General features: G+C 66.1%; 13 protein-coding genes. 1 reads left to right on the plus strand and 12 read right to left on the minus strand.

Annotated elements, in window-relative coordinates; genetic code table 11:
• Nucleotides 1-413: 413 nt before the first annotated feature.
• From OXH60_09215 to gatC, 7 genes are all read right to left on the minus strand, one after another.
• Nucleotides 414-3,137, minus strand: coding sequence for a LysM peptidoglycan-binding domain-containing protein (locus OXH60_09215; protein ID MDE0712298.1), 2,724 nt, complete (start codon nucleotides 3,135-3,137; stop codon nucleotides 414-416).
• A gap of 233 nt (nucleotides 3,138-3,370) precedes the next feature.
• On the minus strand, nucleotides 3,371-3,916 hold the full coding sequence (gene thpR / locus OXH60_09220) for an RNA 2',3'-cyclic phosphodiesterase (protein ID MDE0712299.1): 546 nt from the start codon (nucleotides 3,914-3,916) through the stop codon (nucleotides 3,371-3,373).
• A gap of 15 nt (nucleotides 3,917-3,931) precedes the next feature.
• Nucleotides 3,932-4,564, minus strand: coding sequence for a glutathione S-transferase N-terminal domain-containing protein (locus tag OXH60_09225; GenBank protein MDE0712300.1), 633 nt, complete (start codon nucleotides 4,562-4,564; stop codon nucleotides 3,932-3,934).
• A 10-nt stretch (nucleotides 4,565-4,574) separates the two neighbouring features.
• Complete coding sequence (locus OXH60_09230) at nucleotides 4,575-5,198, minus strand: flavin reductase family protein (GenBank protein ID MDE0712301.1); 624 nt, start codon at nucleotides 5,196-5,198, stop codon at nucleotides 4,575-4,577.
• Between the two features lie 60 nt (nucleotides 5,199-5,258).
• Nucleotides 5,259-6,731 (minus strand): Asp-tRNA(Asn)/Glu-tRNA(Gln) amidotransferase subunit GatB, encoded by a 1,473-nt coding sequence (gatB, locus tag OXH60_09235; GenBank protein MDE0712302.1) that lies wholly within the window; start codon nucleotides 6,729-6,731, stop codon nucleotides 5,259-5,261.
• Nucleotides 6,728-8,206 (minus strand): Asp-tRNA(Asn)/Glu-tRNA(Gln) amidotransferase subunit GatA, encoded by a 1,479-nt coding sequence (gene gatA, locus OXH60_09240; GenBank protein ID MDE0712303.1) that lies wholly within the window; start codon nucleotides 8,204-8,206, stop codon nucleotides 6,728-6,730. Before gatA ends, gatB begins: the two co-directional genes overlap by 4 nt.
• The gene (gene gatC, locus OXH60_09245) at nucleotides 8,203-8,490 is read right to left on the minus strand and encodes an Asp-tRNA(Asn)/Glu-tRNA(Gln) amidotransferase subunit GatC (GenBank protein ID MDE0712304.1); all 288 of its coding nucleotides are present in this window, start codon (nucleotides 8,488-8,490) and stop codon (nucleotides 8,203-8,205) included. Before gatC ends, gatA begins: the two co-directional genes overlap by 4 nt.
• Nucleotides 8,491-8,667: 177 nt before the next feature.
• On the opposite strand from gatC, the gene ruvX reads away from it, so the two are divergent.
• Entirely contained in the window at nucleotides 8,668-9,105 is a 438-nt protein-coding gene (gene ruvX, locus OXH60_09250; GenBank protein ID MDE0712305.1) for a Holliday junction resolvase RuvX, read from the plus strand.
• Nucleotides 9,106-9,117: 12 nt separating this feature from the next.
• On the opposite strand, the gene fdhF is transcribed toward ruvX, so the two are convergent.
• The 5 genes from fdhF to OXH60_09275 form a co-directional block, all read right to left on the minus strand.
• The gene (gene fdhF / locus OXH60_09255) at nucleotides 9,118-11,877 is read right to left on the minus strand and encodes a formate dehydrogenase subunit alpha (GenBank protein MDE0712306.1); all 2,760 of its coding nucleotides are present in this window, start codon (nucleotides 11,875-11,877) and stop codon (nucleotides 9,118-9,120) included.
• A complete protein-coding gene (locus tag OXH60_09260) occupies nucleotides 11,870-13,558 on the minus strand; it encodes an NAD(P)H-dependent oxidoreductase subunit E (GenBank protein ID MDE0712307.1) in 1,689 nt (562 codons plus the stop codon). The genes fdhF and OXH60_09260 overlap by 8 nt, the downstream gene beginning before the upstream one ends.
• A 16-nt stretch (nucleotides 13,559-13,574) precedes the next feature.
• A complete protein-coding gene (locus OXH60_09265) occupies nucleotides 13,575-14,693 on the minus strand; it encodes an acyl-CoA dehydrogenase family protein (protein ID MDE0712308.1) in 1,119 nt (372 codons plus the stop codon).
• A 426-nt stretch (nucleotides 14,694-15,119) separates the two neighbouring features.
• On the minus strand, nucleotides 15,120-16,034 hold the full coding sequence (locus OXH60_09270; GenBank protein ID MDE0712309.1) for a dihydrodipicolinate synthase family protein: 915 nt from the start codon (nucleotides 16,032-16,034) through the stop codon (nucleotides 15,120-15,122).
• Nucleotides 16,035-16,419: 385 nt separating this feature from the next.
• Nucleotides 16,420-17,175 carry an enoyl-CoA hydratase/isomerase family protein gene (locus tag OXH60_09275; GenBank protein MDE0712310.1) on the minus strand — a complete coding sequence of 252 codons (756 nt, stop codon included), beginning with the start codon at nucleotides 17,173-17,175 and terminating at the stop codon, nucleotides 16,420-16,422.
• Nucleotides 17,176-17,202 lie beyond the last annotated feature (27 nt).

Raw genomic sequence — 17,202 nt, forward strand, 5'->3', positions numbered from 1 at the left:
ATGGACGCGCCGCTCTGCGTGAATTGGTCAAGTCCGGGGATGGAAATTCGCCGGCCGGCCGGGCGGCAGGATCACTGCGTCCCGGCACGAACGCCCGAGCGGGCCGGGCCGGGAGAAGTTCCTCCTCGCAAATCAGGAACCAAAATGGGACCTCGTCCGAAGACGAGATCCCACAGGAAGGAGGAAACACACGAAAAGATTCGTGTGTGTCGAATATGGGGCATCGGTGTGTGCATGCAAGCGAAGGCCGATGCAAAACGCTCGTATTAGTTATGCAGTTTTTGCATATTTTAGTTCGTCGGAATATTCCTGACGGAGCCATACATCAGAATGAAACTCCCAGTTCACGTTTCTGGTTTCACAAAACCGGCAGTCTCATATGCGACAAACGCATGCCTTCCGATTGGACTGCGTTAATTCCGCTCAGGAATGAGGAATTTCTGGCCCGGGTAGATCCAGTGCGGATCGGCGATTTGATAGCTGTTGGAGTCGTAAATCAGCGTGTACAGGATGCCCCGTCCGTAATGGCGGCGAGAAATTCCCCACAAGGTGTTTCCTTTGACGACGGTAACGACCGTCGCCGCTGCAGGAATCAACTTGCCGCCGGCACGAATTAGCGTGGTGACGATTCGTTCCGTGACGGTATCGTCGTTCGGCGCAGTCTGGTCAATCCGAACCTTGTAGCTGCCTGTTTTCGCAAGCGGGTGCTGGATGCGAACCGTCCAGTAGCCGTTCTCGCCGATGATCGTGGAACCCGTCACCTCGTTGTCCAGGTAGACCGTGACTTTCTGCCCCGCTTCGCCGCCGCCAGTGATCGACGCGTAGCCGTCCTCATCGAACGTCACCGTGGTTAGTGAGAGCACCGTGTCGGGCTCGGCCATCGACGGGCTCGGCTGAATGACACCCACGGTCTCTCCCTGCTCGTCAACCAGCAACGCGATCGGTGCCTCGCTCGGCGTGCTTTCCGTCGGTTCGGTGACGCGGGCGGCGAGCATCTCGCGATCCGGAATTAGCACCACGACAATTCGCGAGGCCGTCCGTCGGTCAGGAACGTCGGGTGACAGCGCGGCAATGGAAAGTTCCCGCACGCCGGGCAGTAATTGCACGTCGGGAACAAACACGAACTCGCCGTTACGGTTGGTGTCAGCTGTCGCAATGACTTCGCCATCGACGACCAGCTCGACCTGAGACCCGGGCGCCGTCCGGCCGGCGACGACGACCGTCCCGTCGGGAGACACCTGCACCACGTCAAACTGGGCCACGTCTTCCGGCGGCGGGGGAGCCGTCGATTCTGGCCCCGGAGGGGACTCTTCCAGGATCGCTGCACCCGCACGATCGGGCGCGGTTGCGTCAGCCGGTGCCTCCGGCAATGCCGCCACCTGTTGTGCGGCCGGCGCTTCAGATGGAACTCCGTCATCCGGTCCTGGCCCATCCGCGCGCACTGCTGACGCAGTGTCCGGGGACTCAGGAGTCAAGGCTGGCTCCGCGGCAACTCCATCGGCTGTTTGAGCTTCGGACAGAGGTGTGGTCGCGGGTTCCTCTTGCTCGGCAGCTCGCTCGGATCCGTCCGTCGAAGGCGCAGGCACCGAAGCCTCCGCGTGCTCGTCCGGGGTCGTTTCGGCCTCGGCCAACGCCGGCTCCGCGTCCTGCGGCTCGATCGGCTCAGGCTCTGCCGTGGGCTCCGGAGCGGACGCCACCAGCGGGTCCACTTCCGGGACGCCCCCGGTCTCGGATCCCGCCGTCACCGGCGGCGTTTCCTCAGTGGGCGCGGGCGGAGTCGCTTCGGCCTCGGCCAACGCCGGCTCCGTGTCCTCCCGCACGACCGGCGCACGTGGTTCCGCGGGCTCCGGGGCAGGCGCCACGATCTCGGCCACCGCTGGAACGTCCCCGGTCTCCGATCTCGCCGTCGCGGACGGCGTTTCTTCCGCAGGCTCAGCCGAAGTCACTTCGACATCGGCCAGCACAGGCTCCGGGTCCTCCTGCTCGGCCAGCTGAGGCGCTGCCGCAGGCTCCGGGGCAGGCGTCACGACCGGGTCCACCTCCGGGACGTCCCCGGTCTCCGATCTCGCCGTCGCGGACGGTGTTTCCTCACCGGGCTTGTCCAGGGTCGCTTCGGCCTCGGCCAACGCCGGCTCCGCGTCCTGTAGGTCGATCGGCTCAGGCGCTGACACGGGCTCCGGGGTAGGCGCCACGACCGGTTCCACCACTGGAACGTCCCCGGTCTCGGATCCCGCCGTCGCTGGCGGCGTGTCCTCTAAGGGCGCGGGCGGAGTCGCTTCGGCCTCGGCCAACGCCGTCTCCGCGTCCTCCTGCCCGACCGGCTCTGGCGTTGCCGCAGGCTCCGGGGCAGGCGCCACGACCGGGTCCACGCCTGCGGGTTCCCCCGTTCGGGCACTTGTTGGCGCTGGCGACGGTTCCCCTGCAGGTTCGGCCACCACCGTCGTCGGCGAAGCGGGCGCCTCGTCCTGCTGCGCGACCGGCGAATCAGGCGGATCGGCCTCTCCGCCAGACCCAACTTCTGTTTCCGTGCCCGGGTCGGCAGGCTCGGGCTCAACTGCTGCGGGCGGAGCCGCTGCTTGATCTTCAGCGGCCGAGGAAACTGCACCTTCCTCTGGGGGCGAAGCTGCGTCGCCAGCTTGTCCGGCCGGGACTTGTGTTTCGACCTGCTGGGGCTGCCCAGCGGAATCTTCCGATTCCGGTGGTCCGGCTGACGAATCCAAGGGATCTTCTTCAGAAGTGGTTGTTTCTACGTCGACGGTGCCTTCGGCTTGCTCATCGCTCGCCGCGGAAGACGGAACCTCATTATCAGTCGGGGAATCAGCCGGCGTCGTTGCCTGTCCCTCCTCCAGGGTCAGGCCGTCTTCTGCCGGCTCTGGCACGGCCGCAACGGTCGATTCAGGCTCTGGCGGTTTGTCGACGGCAGCGTCCGCCTCCCCATTGTCCGTCGTGTCGCCGGGCTCGGGATCCCGCATTGGATCCGGTGGCGGAGCCGTGGCATCTGCCTGTTCCGTGGTCAGAGATGCGACCCGCCTCAGGGCGTCTTCCCTCGCCATGTCGTACAGGGCGAACAGTCCGTAAACGACCAGTGCGATCGACACGGCTGCGCCGACTGCGATCCAGCGGGAGCTAGGGGGCATGCAACTTTCTCGCGTATCGTGCCGGGGCGACGCTCTGCACAGGGCGCTGCATCGCCGGCAACCGGGTCAACCCCTGCCAAACCGGACGCCAATGGTCGTTAGCAAACCACAAAGACTGCTGAATTTCCACTTGGTCTGCCTGTTGAAGCGGTAGCTTGCCCGCCGGTTTTGCGAAGTGTTCAAGACAGGAGTAACGGGCACGAACGTGCGCCGGGCTGCCCGCAGAGTACGAACTACCGAACTCGCAGCGGGTAGGTTGCCTCCGCCGTGTAGACCGCTCCCTCCCGGCCAAGGTGCGAGGAGTACAGCGAAAAGCCGTCGGCGAGCCAAGTCACCGGTTCCAGCAGGCCAGCCCCATCCAGGCAGTACTGCAGCCTCGAACGTCTTGCAGATCGGTGGATTCGGGCAAGGGTGACGTGCGGCTTGAAACGTCGGCGCCCCGTTGAATCAAACGAGCGCAGAGCCTGTTCGACAGCGCGGTGCAACCCGGTCAGGTTCACCTGAGACTCCACGGTACGGACGATCGCCCTGGGCCGCCGGTCCGCGCCTTGGTACATGTCCAACCCAACGCATCGCACGGGGACCGGCTGATTCCGGATCTCGTGAAGGGCTTCGTCGATTTCCGGGAGGTCGGCGCTGTCCAACTTCCCCAGGAAGCGCAATGTGACGTGGAGGGATTGAGGCGCCATCCAGCGAACGCCGGGCAGGCTGGTTCGGAACTCCAGCAACCGGTCTGCGCACTCAGGCGGTACCGGCAATGCCACGAACAGGCGGGGCATGCGTCGTTCCCAAGGTCAGGGAACCGGGATCGTCGCGTTGATCTTCGGAACATCGTATCCGCGCCGTACCGCGTCGCGCGAAGCGATGTCCTGGTACCACCTGAGCACGTTCGGGAATGTCTGAAGGTCGATGTCCTGCCATTCGAACCGTGCGATCCAAGGCCACGTGGCGATGTCCGCGATGCCGTAATTCGAACCTGCGAGATAGGCCGTTGAGTCGAGCCGCCGGTCAAGTACTCCGTAAATCCTTCGGGCTTCCTTGCCGTAGCGCTCTTCCGCGTAGGGGGCCGCCCCGCGATTGAACTTGAGGAAATGGTGCGCCTGGCCGAGCATCGGACCCACTGATCCGGTCTGCATCATCAGCCACTGCATGACCTGCCGGTGCTCCTCGGCGTCCGCGGGCTGAAATGCCCCGGTTTTCTCGGCGAGGTAGAGCAGGATCGCTCCAGCTTCCATCATGCGGACACCGGCCTCTCGATCGACAATCGCCGGAATCTTGTTGTTTGGACTGAACTCCAGGAATTCAGGAGCAAACTGCTCATCCTTGGTGATGTTGACTGGATGCACCTCGTATTCGAGCCCAACCTCTTCAAGAAATATCGAGACCTTGCGGCCGTTGGGTGTGGACCAGGTGTAGAGATCGATCATCAGAGGCCTCTCAGGATTTCGGCGTCCGCGGCCGGGAAATCGAAAACATTTCGTTCACTACGGTGTAGTCGAAGTATCCGAGACGGGCCAGCGGCTGCACGCGCGAAAGATCGAGGATCCCGTCTGAAATCAGGCCGTCTTCGATATGCACACCCACCACCTGCCCGATCACGATGGCATTTCGTCCCTCCGGTTCGTTCGATGGCAAGTCGACAGTTTGATGATGAACGCACTCCAAGTGAACCGGCGCCCCGGCCACTCGCGCGGGACGAACCAGCTTCGCCGGCAGCGCCTCGAGTCCCGCAAACGCGAACTCATCGACATCTGGCCCTAGGGGAGCGCTGCTCCGGTTCATTGCTTCGCGAAGGTCCCAAGTTGCGAGATTGGCAACGAACTCACCGGTCTCTTCTACGTTCGCAAGCGAATCCTTGGCGCCGTGCGGTTGTCGTCCGTTCGAGGCGAACATCACCATCGGCGGTGCCGTCGCCACACCGTTGAAGAAACTGTACGGGGCGAGATTGTGGACGCCGGCGGGCGACATCGTGCTTATCCAGCCTATCGGGCGTGGCACGACGCACGCCTTGAAGGGATCGTGCGGCAAGCCGTGGTCGTTAACGTCTGTTCGGTAGAACACGAGTGCAATTCCGGGTACGCAGGTTGGCGATCACAGGATAGCGGGCAGGCCGGAGCGTACTCAGGCTTCGCTGCCGCCATCCAGTTTCTGCCGAAGTCGTTCATTCACGAGGCCGGGATTGGCCTGACCCCGCGTTGCCTTCATCACTTGTCCGACAAACCACCCGAGCACCTTGGTCTTGCCGGCACGGTATTGATCGACCTGCCCCGGATTGGCCGCGAGAACGGCGCCGATAGCAGCGTCGATGGCATCCGTATCCTGGATCTGGCGGAGCCCTCGCGCGTCCACGATCGACTGCGGAGATGCTCCGGTTCGGAACATCTCATCGAAGACGTCCCGGGCGATCCGGTCCGAAATGGTGCCGTCTTCGATGAGGCCGACCAACTGGCCGAGGTCAGGCGCCGATACCGGCGATTCCGCCAGCGTGTGTCCGGCCTCGTTCAGAGCGCCAAAAAGGTTCGTAACGATCCAGTTGGCGACCCGCTTGCCACTGCAGTCTTGTGCGGCCGCCTCGAAAAAATGCGGGGCGTCCGGATCCGCTACCAGTACCGACGCATCATACGGGGTCAGCCCGTAGTCCCGGATCAGCCTCTCCCGGGTCTCGTCCGGCAGTTCCGGCAGCGAGGCCCGGAGTCTCTCGATACGGGATTCCGAGAGCTGCAGCGGAACGAGATCCGGATCCGGGAAGTAGCGATAGTCATGGGCATCCTCTTTGCTTCGCATCGCGCGGGTCTCGTTCCGCTGCGGATCGTAGAGGCGCGTTTCCTGACGCACGGTCTCGCCGGCTTCGAGGAGAGCCACCTGGCGCCCGGCTTCCGTCTCTATCGCCCGCATCAGGAATCGCACGGAGTTCAGATTCTTGATCTCGCAGCGGGTCCCGAGCGGCGCGCCGGGGCGGCGGACTGACACGTTCGCGTCGGCCCGCAACGATCCCTGCTCCATGTTGCCGTCACAGCTGCCGACCGCCCGCAGCAGGGCCCGAAGTTTCCGCAGATAGGCGCCGGCCTCCTCCCAATCGCGGAGATCGGGCCGGGAGACGATCTCCATCAGGGGAATCCCGGCCCGGTTGAGGTCAACGTGGGAATCGGTCGCGCTTCGGTCATGCACGAGCTTGCCGGCATCCTGCTCGAGGTGCAGGCGCTCGATGCCCACGACGCGGATCCGACCATCCGGCATGTCGATCTGAAGCTCTCCCGCCCCCACGATGGGATGCCGGTATTGCGAAATCTGGTAACCCTGCGGCAGATCCGGATAGAAGTAGTTCTTGCGGTCAAACACCGAGAACCTGTTGATCTCGGCGCCAAGCGCGAGACCGGTGCGGATAGCTTGGTCAACCGCAGCACGGTTGATCACCGGCAGCATGCCGGGCATGGCCGCGTCCACGAGGCTTACCTGGGCGTTGGCGGCCGCCCCAAACGCGGTGGCAGCGCCGGAAAACAGCTTCGATTGCGTCGCGACCTGCGCATGGACTTCCAGTCCGATCGCGAGCTCCCAGGCACCGGTGGCGCCGGCGATCGTCCGCGCACCGGTCATGCCGCCGCCACCGGCGGCCGAAACGTTCCGGCTGCGTCCTCCAGCATGGTCGCAGCCTGCAGCAGCGTGACCTCGTCGAACGCACGGCCAATGAGTTGCAGGCCAAGCGGGAGGCCATCTTCGTCCAACCCTGCCGGGACGGAGATGGCCGGCAACCCGGCGAGGCTGGCCGGGACCGTGAAAATGTCATTGACGTACATGGCCAGCGGGTCGTCGGTCTTGGCGCCTTCCGCGAACGCCGAGCTCGGCGTCGTCGGCGTCAGCAGCACGTCCACATTCTGGAAGGCTTGTCGAAAGTCTTCCGCAATCCGCGTCCGCACCTGCTGCGCGCGCAGGTAATAGGCGTCGTAGTAGCCCTCGGAGAGCACGTAACCGCCGATCATGATGCGCCGGCGCACCTCCTCGCCGAAACCGTCCCGCCGAGTCCGCGTATACAGTTCATCGGGGTCCGTGCCCATGGACCGCGCACCGAACCGCACGCCGTCGTAGCGGGCCAGGTTCGCCGACGCCTCCGCCGGCGCCACGATGTAATAGGCCGGCAGGGCATAGCGCGTGTGGGGCAAGGACACCTCGCGCAATTCGGCACCGGCGTCGCGAAACCACGCGATGCCCCGCTCCCAGAGATCGCTGATCGAACCGGGCAGCGAGTCCAGTTGGTACTCCGACGGCACGCCGACCCGGAGGCCCTTGACGTTCCCTTGCAATGCGGCGTGAAGGTCGGGCACAGCCAGGTCGGCCGAGGTGGAATCCCTGGGATCGAATCCTGCAATGTGCTCGAGGATCAGAGCGGCGTCCGCCACGGAGCGCGTGAGCGGGCCGGCCTGATCCAGCGAGCTCGCGAACGCGATGATTCCCCAGCGTGAACACCGGCCGTAGGTCGGCTTGAGCCCGACCACTCCGCAGAACGACGCGGGTTGGCGGATGGACCCTCCGGTGTCCGTACCCAACGCGGCCGGCACGGCCGACGCCGCAACAATCGCCGCCGACCCGCCGGAACTCCCGCCCGGTACAAGCGACGGGCCGCCCGCCGGACTCCAAGGATTCCGGACGGGTCCGCACCGGCTCGTTTCGTTGGACGATCCCATCGCGAACTCATCCATGTTGGTTTTGCCAACGAGGATGGCGCCGGCATCCCACAACCTGGCGCTGACCGTGGATTCGTATTCCGGGACAAATCCATCGAGAATCCGCGAGCAGGCGGTGGTGGCAACGCCCTCGGTACAGAAGATGTCCTTGACCGCAACGGGAATCCCTTCCAGGGGACGCGCCTCGTTACACCGGCGACGTTGGTCGGCATGCACGGCGGCCGCGCGCGCGCGCTCCGCAGTATCCGCCACGACCGCGTTCAGATCCCGGGTTGCCTCCTGTGCGGCGATACACGCTTCCACGAGCTCAACGGCGGAGCAATCGCCGGCCGCAAGCCGGTCTGCTGCCTCGGCCACGCCGAGCCGCGCCAGATCCGACGGCACGGCTATTCGATGACCCGCGGTACGACGAAGAGTCCGTCTTCCGCCGCCGGCGCATTGCTGAGGATCCGGTCGGGACAGTTCCCGTCCGTCACCGAATCCTCACGTTCACGGAGCTGCATCTCCACCACGCTTGTCATCGGCGCCACGCCCACCACGTCGACCTCACGCAAGGCCTCGATCCAACTGAAGATCCTGGACAGCTCCTCACCCAGCGGTTTCACTTCGGTTTCGTCCAGGCGAATTCGCACCAGTTCCGCAACGCGGCGAACATCGTTGTCGGTCAGTGCCATGCGTTCATTTCCGGGCCGAGATTGGTATCAAGCAGGCCGACAGGGCGGTTCACGACCGCCGCTCCACCGCGCCGCGGAGCCTGCGACCTCCGGAGTCACCGGGCGGGCCCGGCGGGTCGCCTGCGCAAACTACCATGATCGGTTCTCGACGGGCTCGCCTATGGCCAGACTCCTTCCATGACGTCCTCACACCTTCCTGAACACGGCCCGCTGCTCGGCCTGGATCTCGGTACCAGGACCGTCGGTGTCGCCGTCTCGGATCGCGCACAGGAACTCGCGGTGGCGGTCGAAACGATCCGCGTGCCCCGTCCAACGGCCAGCCTTCCGCGCCTGGAAGTCGTCGCGCGCGAACGGGCGGCAGTCGGCCTCGTGGTCGGACTTCCCCTGCATCTCGACGGCCGCGCCGGCACGCGTGCCCAGAGCGCCAAGCGGGTTGCCGGTATCTTGAGCCGCGCACTCGACCTTCCCCTGACGCTGTGGGATGAGCGCCTGTCCACCCGCGCCGTCGAACAGGCGCTGATCCGGGCCGACGTGTCGCGGGCACGCCGCCGCCAGGGCATCGACGCGGAATCTGCCGTCTGGATGCTGCAGGGATTTCTCGACTCCCTGCACTGACGCGGGCCCACGCTATCGCGGTTCCGCGAGCGGCTCCACCCGCACGGCGCAGTACTTGAACTCCGGAATCTTGCCCACAGGGTCAAGCGCAGGATTCGTGAGGAGGTTGGCAGCGGCTTCCGCAAAGGCGAACGGCACGAACACGGCGCCGTCCGGCACCGCGTCGTCGACCCGCGCAGTCAGGTCAACCGAGCCGCGGCGGGTGGCCAGTCGCACCCTGCCACCCGGCTCTGCCCCCAGCCGCGCGAGCTCGGCCGCCGAAAGGCTCGCGACGGGCGACGGTTCGAGCGTATCGAGAACGCTCGAGCGCCGGCTCATCGCCCCGGTGTGCCAATGCTCCAGCTGGCGCCCGGTCATCAGCACCAGCGGAAATTCCGCGTCCGGGGATTCGTCGGGCGGCACCAGCCCGGCCGGGACTAGCTTGCCACGCCCGTCGGCGGTCGGGAATCGGTCGGCGAAGACGATGTCGTCTCCGGGTTGGTCGGGCGAGGAGCAGGGATAGGTGACGGAACTCTCGGCCTCCACCCGGTCCCAGGTGATGTGGTCGAGCGATGGCATCACGGTCTTCATCTCGGCGAAGACGTCCGCCGGGCCGTCGTAGTTCCAGTCGAGACCGATTCGCCGGGCAATCTCCTGGACGATCCACAAGTCCTGACGGGCCTCGCCAGGCAGGTCCAGCGCCTGCCGGCCCCGTTGCACCTGCCGGTTCGTGTTGGTGACCGTGCCGTCCTTCTCGGGCCAGGCCGAGGCGGGCAGCACGACGTCCGCATGCCACGCTGTCTCGGTCAGAAAGAGATCCTGGACCACGAGGTGCTCGAGCCGGGCGAGCGCCTCGCGGGCATGGGCCGCATCAGGATCGGACATGGCCGGGTTCTCGCCCATGACGTAGAGGCCGCGGATCGAACCGGCGTAAATGGAGTTCATGATCTCGACGACCGTCAGGCCGCGCTCGGGTGGCAGCGGCCGCCCCCACAACTCCTCAAACTGCTGCCGGACCGCTTCCGCATCGACCGGCTGATAGTCCGGGTAGACCATCGGTACCAGTCCGGCGTCCGACGCACCCTGGACATTGTTCTGGCCGCGAAGCGGATGCAGGCCCGTTCCCGGCCGTCCCACGTGGCCGGTGATCAGGGAGAGCGAGATGAGGCAGCGCGCGTTGTCGGTGCCATGCACATGCTGCGAGATTCCCATGCCCCAGAAGATGATGGCGCGTTCGGCCTGCGCGTATTCCCGTGCGACCGCACGCAGGGTGTCGGGATCTATGCCGCAGATGGGTGCCATCGCCTCCGGCGAGAACGCCGCGACGTGCGCGGCGAGGCGGCCGAACCCTTCGGTTCGCGCCTGCACGAACTGGGGGTCGTAGAGGTTTTCGGTGACGATGACGTGCAGCAGCGCATTCAGCAGGGCGACATCCGTGCCCGGCCGGAACCGCAGCATGTACTTGGCGTGCCGCGCGAGGCCCTGGCCACGCGGATCCATCACGATGAGCGACGCCCGCCGGGCCGCCTGCTTGAAGAACGTGGCCGCCACCGGATGGTTCTCGGTCGGATTGGCCCCAATCACGACCACCACATCGGCGTCGGCGACCGAGGTGAAGGGCGCCGTGACCGCGCCGGAACCGATGCCTTCGAGGAGGGCGGCGACGGACGACGCGTGGCAGAGGCGGGTGCAGTGGTCCACGTTGTTGGTGCCAAACCCCTGCCGCACCAGCTTCTGGACCAGGTAGGCCTCTTCGTTCGACCCCTTGGCCGAACCGAAGCCGGCCAGCGCACCCGGTCCATCCCGGTCCCGAATTCGCGCCAGGCCGGCCGCCGCCCGGTCCAGGGCCTCGTCCCACGTGGCCTCGCGAAAATGAGTCCATGGCGCCCGCGGGTCCACTTCGGCGTCGCCGCTCTTGGGTGGAGCGTCGTCCCGACGCACCAGCGGCCTGAGCAGCCGTTCCGGGTGACGCACGTAATCGAAGCCGAATCGTCCCTTGACGCACAGGCGACTCTCGTTCGCCGGACCGTCCCGTCCGCGCACGGCGACGATCTCGCCGTCCGCGACCTGGTAGGTGATCTGGCAGCCCACACCACAGTACGGACAGACACTGTGCGTCTCGTTGAACGACATCCGGCGTTCGGCCCCGCTCGCGTCGACCCGGGTGGCCTCCATCAGCGCTCCGGTCGGGCACGCCTGCACGCACTCGCCACAGGCCACGCAGGTGCTGTTTCCCATCGGATCATCGAAGTCGAACACGATCTTGGACTCGGCACCGCGCGCCGCCATGCCGATGACGTCGTTGACCTGCACCTCTCGGCAGGCCCGCACGCAAAGATTGCAATGGATGCAGGCGTCGAGGCGCACCCGCATGGCAGGATGACTGGGATCGGGCACCGGTCTGGCACCGGCGGGAAAGCGGCTGTCGCCCACGCTCACGCGATCGGCCCACTGCCACAGCCTGGCCTCCCGGTCTGGCGCCTCGGCCCGGGCCGGCTGGTCGGCGAGCAGCAGTTCCATCACCATGGCGCGGGCACGCTGTGCCCGGGGACTCTGCGTGCGGACCACCATGTCGGGCTCGGGCCGGCGGATGCACGATGCGGCAAGCGTCCGCTCGCCGTCGATCTCCACCATGCAGATTCGGCAGTTTCCGTCCGGCCGGTAGCCACGGGCTTCCGTAAAACACAGGTGCGGCACGTCGAGGCCCTGGCGCCGCGCCACCTGCCACAGCGTCTCGTCGTCGCGCGCTTCAACCGGCGCGCCGTCGAGCGTGAACCGTATGCGCTTACCCATGGCCCAGATCCACGTCTTCCCGGAAATGCCGTAGTACCGAATTCAGGGGATTGGCGGCCGCCTGCCCCAGGCCACAGATGGATGCGTCGGCCATGGCCTCGGCGAGCTCCTCGAGCAGCGGCTCGTCCCAGTGGTCCCGTTCCATGAGTTTCACAGCCTTTTCCGTCCCCACCCTGCACGGGGTGCATTGTCCGCAGCTCTCGTCTTCGAAAAAGCGCATCAGATTCAGCGCGACCGCCCGCATGTCGTCCTGATCCGACAGCACGACGACGGCGTGCGAACCCACAAAGCAGTCGTGTGCCTCGAGCACCCCGAAGTCGAGCGCCAAGTCCGCCATGCCGGCGGGCAGGATGCCGCCCGAGGCGCCGCCCGGAAGATAGCCCTTGAAGGTGTGGCCTTCTGCCATCCCGCCACAGTGTTCGTCGATCAGCTCACGAACCGTGATTCCGGCGGCGGCCACTTTCACCCCGGGGTCGCGTACCCGACCGGACACGCTGTAACTGCGGAGCCCACGACCGGCGCTGCCCCCGTAGTTCGCGAACCAGGCCGGGCCCCGCTCCAGAATATCTCGCACCCAGAAAAGGGTTTCCACATTTTGCACGAGCGTCGGACGGCCAAACAGGCCGTTTTCGGCCACGTACGGAGGCCGGTGACGCGGCAGTCCGCGCTTGCCCTCCAGCGATTCGATCATGGCCGATTCTTCACCGCAGATGTACGCGCCGGCGCCCCGCCGCAGTTCGAGGCGGGTATGCGGTGTCAGTCCGCGCGCCTCGACCAAGGCAATTTCCGTCAGCAACAGTTCCCGCACGTCCGGGTATTCATCCCGGAGATAGATGTAGGACGTCTCCGCTTCGACTGCCCAGGCGGCAATGAGGACCCCCTCGAGAAATCGATGCGGGTCCGTCACCAGATAATGCCGGTCCTTGAAGGTGCCGGGCTCGCCCTCGTCGGCATTGACCGCCAGCAGTCGCGGTCCGGGATAGCCTCGCACGATTCGCCACTTGCGGCCGGTCGGAAAGCCGGCACCGCCCAGGCCTTTCAGGCCAGACTCGTCTAGCGCCGCAACGATTGAATCGAACGGACGCGCCCCGCCGAGACAGGCGTTCAGGGCGCGATAGCCGCCGTCGGCCAGGTAGTCGGACAAACCGCGGTATGCAGGCACGCGCGGGCTCCGCTTGCCGGCCCGCACCGTCGCGAGGACCGCGTCGGCGCTGGCGCGGTTCACGTGCCGATGCCCTACCTCGACGATCGGTGCCTGGTCGCAGCGACCCATACAGGGAGCCCAGACCACACGCACACCGGCGTCCGCCGCAGCCCGGAGAGCGGAATCGAGTTCGAGTGCCCCCGCCAGTTCGCAGGAGAGGCCATCGCAGACGCGAAGCGTCGTCTCAGCCGGCTGCTCGCCCTCCTCCAGAACATCGAAGTGCGCATAGAAGGTGGCGGTTTCGTAGACCTCGGCCATCGACAGACGCATCTCGGCGGCCAGTGCGGCGAGATGCGCAGGTGACAGTCCCTGGTAGCGGTCCTGCAACAGGTGCAGGTGCTCGATCAGCAGATCGCGGCGTCGGGGGCGGTCCCCCAGGACATCACGCACCTCGGCAAGGGCGGTCGGCTCGACCGCTCGTCCCTTGGGCCTGGGTCGACCGCGCCCGCGGCCCGCACCAGGGTGACGTCTGGGCATCCGTTCCTGCCGCCGCTCAGAAGAACATGGAATCGACGGGCAGACCGAGGAGATGGCGACCCACCAGTTCGTAGTTCTCGTGCCGCCCCTGCACCTGCTGCGAAACCGCATAGGCATCGCGGAGGCGCTGCTCGAACGGCTGCGACGTGAACACGGCCGTCGCCCCGGCCATCCGGTACGCCTGCTCCGCTACGCGCGTCGCTTCGTGAATGGCGTGCGTCGTCGCGAGCCGGAGTGGTGCCCGCTCAGCCGGCGTCACCTGCCCGGACGCTTCGACCCTGCGCCACACGTCGTCCAGCACCTGGGCGCGGAATGCCCGGGCGGCTCCGAGGCGGGCCTCCAGCTCGGCCAGGCGTGAGTGCACGACCGGACTGTCGCGCATCGCGGTCGGCGCGCCGCGCGCCGTCTTCGTTTGCGCCAGCTCGACGAGCCGGTCGAGGGCGGCGCTGGCGTTCCCGACCGCGACGCCCGCGAACACTGAGGCATACACGTGGACCACTGGGAACCTGAAGAGGGTGGCGTCGCTCCGGCGGTCGGTGGCTGAATCCCGGTTCAGCGTGAAAGCGTCCTCGACCATGAGATCGTTTACGGTGTACCCCTCGCTGCGCGTTCCGCGAAGGCCCACCACATGCCAGTCGTCATGGATTTCGGCGGCACTCCTCGGAAATAGCGCCGTACGAGTGACCGGTCGACCCGCCGCATCAGTACGCGGCGTTCCGTCCCTGTCCTTGACGGTGCAGTGCCCGCCCAGCCACGTCGCGTGGTCGCTGCCGCTGGCGAACCGCCACGTGCCGCTCACGCGATACCCACCGTCGGCCGCCACCGCTGTCCCGACCGCACCGGCACCCCACGCGAGAACAGCGTTGCCGGGCCCGAACACCTGCTCGGCCACCCGCGGCTCGAGGTACGCAGCCGCGGTTGCGCACCCCAGCGCCTGTCCCAGGCACCACCCGGCACTGGCATCAGCCGATGAAATCAACTCGGTGATGTCCGCGAGTTCCGCGAGCGGCAACTCGGCACCACCCAGCCAGCCGGGCAGGCTCAACCGAAACAGTTCCGCGTCGTGCATGGCGGCGAGCACCGGCGCCGGGAGCCGGGCCTCCTGCTCAATGCTCGATGATGCTTCCGCGATCACCGCCGCCGCCAGGCGGCATCGGGCAAGATCTGGCCGGCCAATGGGCTCTGCCCGCGGGGCCGGTGCGGGTGCCGGAGCCAGTTCCGGGCGCGTTGTCATCTGCCGGGCCGGGGTCTGACGCTGCTGCGCACGCATCCGGCTCGCCGGGAGTGTGCGGACGCCGACCGAACCCCGAAAACCGTCGAAACGTAATGACCCATCAGCACCGGCGCCTCCTCCATGATTCTACCCCGGAAACTTCGGGAGCGCCGGATTTTCCCCTTCTTCTGGGCCGGCAGCCATCGGTGGACTCGCCGAATGGCGACGAACCCTCGCAACCGTTCCTGGCCATCGCCACAGCGCCTATGAGACAGTGAGCGCGGACCGAAGGATGGATCCAATCGCACGCCGGCAGCCAGTCCGGCGTGCCCCCGGGCTCGTGACGCTCTAACGGCCCCAACGAAGCGACACCGGATCGAGCGGTCGGGCCAGTTCCATCAGACCCGCCCGCACCTCGGGTGCCAGCGGGCCGAGCGGCGCACGCACGTGATCCGAACGAATCACGCCTCCAGCCTGCATGAGCGCCTTGCAGGCTCGGAGTCCGCACTGACGATTCTCGAAGTTGATGAGCGGGAGCACGCGACCGTACGCGGTAACGGCCTCGTCCCTGCGGCCATTGCGGTGGGCCTCCACGATCGGCTTCAGAAGGTCCGGAACAACGGCGCTCGGCATCGTCCCCGTCGCCCCGGCGTCGAGGTCCGCCAGCAGGGTGATCGCTTCCTCGCCGTCGAACGGGCCCTCGATCGCGCCGCCGCCCGCCCGGATCAGGGCCCGAAGCTTCGCCGCAGCCTGCGGCGTCTCAATCTTGAAGTAGGCGACCTCATCGATCTCTTGCGCCAGACGGACCAGGAACGGCACACTGAGCTCTACGCCCGAGAGCGGCGCATCCTGAACCATGATCGGCAGACCCGCTTCCGATGCTCGGGCGAATTGCTCGCGCGTCTGTTCCTCGGTGCCCTTGAGGGCAGCTCCGTGGTAGGGCGGCATCAGCATCATCATGGACGCCCCGAGTTCCGCCGCCTTCCGGCAGCGTTCCACAACGATCCTGGTCGAATAGTGCGATGCGGCGACGATGACCGGAATGCGGCCGGCGACATGTTCGATGCAGTGTCGCGCAAGGATCTCCCGTTCCTCGTCGGAAAGCAGGAACTGCTCGGAATAGTTGGCGAGGATGCAGAGCCCGTCCGATCCCTGGTCCACCATGCAGTCGAGCGCCCGCTTCTGTCCCTCCAGGTCGAGGTCGCCGGTCTCGGTAAAGATGGTGGGAACAACCGGCCATACACCGCGATAAGGTCCCGCCATGAGCTTTCACTCCCAATACGCATACGCCGACCGGAAGACCACCGGCGGTCAGTGGACAACCCGTTGCCCCGCCGCCTGCCTTCACCGGGGACACGGTACCATTCTTGTCTCTTGATGATCTGCTGAGGGTCCCGCCACCGTTTTCTCCTGGGTTTTCCGCGGAAGCAAACTTCCCGTTCTCACCGGGGTGGTCCCCTGCATGGCTCCGGTGGCACAGCGATGTTTCCAGGGTCGATAGCGGCATGCGATGCGGGGCCCCGGAGCCCTGTCCAACGAACGACGAGCTGCCTGGCTGTCCACCTTGGACGAACGAATCACTTGTCCGGCCGAGTGAACTGCGCCCAGAGCATGAGTCCAGATGCAAAAAGAGAAATCAGCGGCGGCGTCAGCGTCTCCGATCGAGAAACCGGGCCATCGCGGCCTGCGGCTCACCGCTCGCATAAGCCAAGGGCTGCAGACGAAAGGCCGCGTCGAACGCAGAGTCCCAGGCGGCCTGGGTCATCTCCCTCAGCCTGAGCTTCGAAAGGCGAAAGGCGTTTGGCGGCTTTTCGGCGAGTCGGCGGGCCTCCTGCAGCGCCTCGTCCACCAACGCCTCCGCGGCAACCAAGCGATCGAGGAGCCCAATCCGCAGAGCTTCCTCGGCCATCACCAAGCGCCCGGACAAGGCAAGGTCCTGCGTGCGGCTGTGCCCTAGGGCCAGTTCCATGAGTTGCACGCCGATGACGCTCGCCAGGCCGACATTGATCTCTGGCTGCCCGATGCGGGTGCCTGGCTGCCCGACCCGGAGATCGCACAGGAGCGCGATCTGGAGGCCTGCTCCAGCAGCCACGCCGTTGATTGCTCCGATGCACGGCTTGTCGAGGTTGCGAATGGCATCGTGGTGGCGGCGAAGATCCGCCACCCAGGTTCCGCTGGTCCGTTCGCTCAGGCCCCGGGTCTCGGCAAGGTCGTTGCCGGCGCAAAACGCCTTGTCTCCTGCACCAGTGACGACGACGGCGCGAACGGCCGAATCGTCGTTTACCGGCGCGAGCGCTGTAATGATCTCGCTTCGCATGCCGGTATGACTGGCATTGCGCGCTGCGGGCCGGTTCAGCGTGATGATTCGGATTCCGTCTTCGTCGCGAACGTCAATAAATTGCATGCGTTACCCCCTGCGTCGCCAGCGAGG

This window comes from Rhodospirillales bacterium (assembly GCA_028824295.1).
In the GTDB taxonomy this organism is placed as follows: domain Bacteria; phylum Pseudomonadota; class Alphaproteobacteria; order TMED109; family TMED109; genus VXPW01.

What these genes read in the sequence shown, in the direction of transcription:
- OXH60_09215 (MDE0712298.1), bottom strand. Translation starts at nt 3,137, where the DNA reads ATGCCCCCTAGCTCCCGCTGGATCGCAGTCGGCGCAGCCGTGTCGATC.
- thpR (MDE0712299.1), bottom strand. Translation starts at nt 3,916, where the DNA reads ATGCCCCGCCTGTTCGTGGCATTGCCGGTACCGCCTGAGTGCGCAGAC.
- OXH60_09225 (MDE0712300.1), bottom strand. Translation starts at nt 4,564, where the DNA reads ATGATCGATCTCTACACCTGGTCCACACCCAACGGCCGCAAGGTCTCG.
- gatB (MDE0712302.1), bottom strand. Translation starts at nt 6,731, where the DNA reads ATGACCGGTGCGCGGACGATCGCCGGCGCCACCGGTGCCTGGGAGCTC.
- gatC (MDE0712304.1), bottom strand. Translation starts at nt 8,490, where the DNA reads ATGGCACTGACCGACAACGATGTTCGCCGCGTTGCGGAACTGGTGCGA.
- ruvX (MDE0712305.1), top strand. Translation starts at nt 8,668, where the DNA reads ATGACGTCCTCACACCTTCCTGAACACGGCCCGCTGCTCGGCCTGGAT.
- fdhF (MDE0712306.1), bottom strand. Translation starts at nt 11,877, where the DNA reads ATGGGTAAGCGCATACGGTTCACGCTCGACGGCGCGCCGGTTGAAGCG.
- OXH60_09260 (MDE0712307.1), bottom strand. Translation starts at nt 13,558, where the DNA reads ATGCCCAGACGTCACCCTGGTGCGGGCCGCGGGCGCGGTCGACCCAGG.
- OXH60_09270 (MDE0712309.1), bottom strand. Translation starts at nt 16,034, where the DNA reads ATGGCGGGACCTTATCGCGGTGTATGGCCGGTTGTTCCCACCATCTTT.
- OXH60_09275 (MDE0712310.1), bottom strand. Translation starts at nt 17,175, where the DNA reads ATGCAATTTATTGACGTTCGCGACGAAGACGGAATCCGAATCATCACG.